The sequence below is a fragment of the Methylophaga sp. UBA5088 genome (genome assembly GCF_002414625.1).
Classification (GTDB): domain Bacteria; phylum Pseudomonadota; class Gammaproteobacteria; order Nitrosococcales; family Methylophagaceae; genus Methylophaga; species Methylophaga marina.
Genome location: NZ_DIAC01000032.1, coordinates 12,724 through 13,118, shown reverse-complemented (window position 1 = coordinate 13,118; position 395 = coordinate 12,724). Strand labels below are relative to the sequence as shown.

General features: G+C 46.8%; 1 protein-coding gene and 1 pseudogene. Both read right to left on the bottom strand.

Features of this window, described 5'->3' with window-relative positions; translation table 11 throughout:
- Positions 1 to 170 (bottom strand): acylphosphatase (locus B4K20_RS04275; protein WP_289282054.1); only part of this gene is annotated, 170 nt, incomplete at its 3' end.
- Positions 161 to 395 (bottom strand): annotated as a pseudogene (locus B4K20_RS04270) (GMP synthase (glutamine-hydrolyzing)); the annotation flags it as partial. The pseudogene B4K20_RS04270 and the gene B4K20_RS04275, both read right to left, overlap by 10 nt.

Sequence of the window (395 nt, the reverse complement as noted above, 5' to 3'; positions counted from 1 at the left end):
CTTTCCAGTTGCTCGGTTTCACCTTGAATGAGTAGTTCAACTCGACCATCAGTCAGATTTCTGATCCATCCTGTTACGCCGAGTTGATGAGCTTGTTGCTGGGCCGAGTAGCGGTAACTGACGCCTTGAACTCGACCACTGATTAGACAATGTTTTTGTTTTATTCCCATTCAATCGTGGCGGGGGGTTTGCCTGAGATATCGTAAACAACCCGAGAAATACCGGCTGTTTCATTAATGATACGACGTGAAACAAGATCCAGAAAATCATAAGGCAGATTGGCCCAGCGGGCTGTCATGAAATCAATCGTTTCTACAGCGCGTAGTGATACGACATAGTCGTAACGGCGACCATCACCCATCACACCGACTGATTTCACAGGAAGGAATACAGCA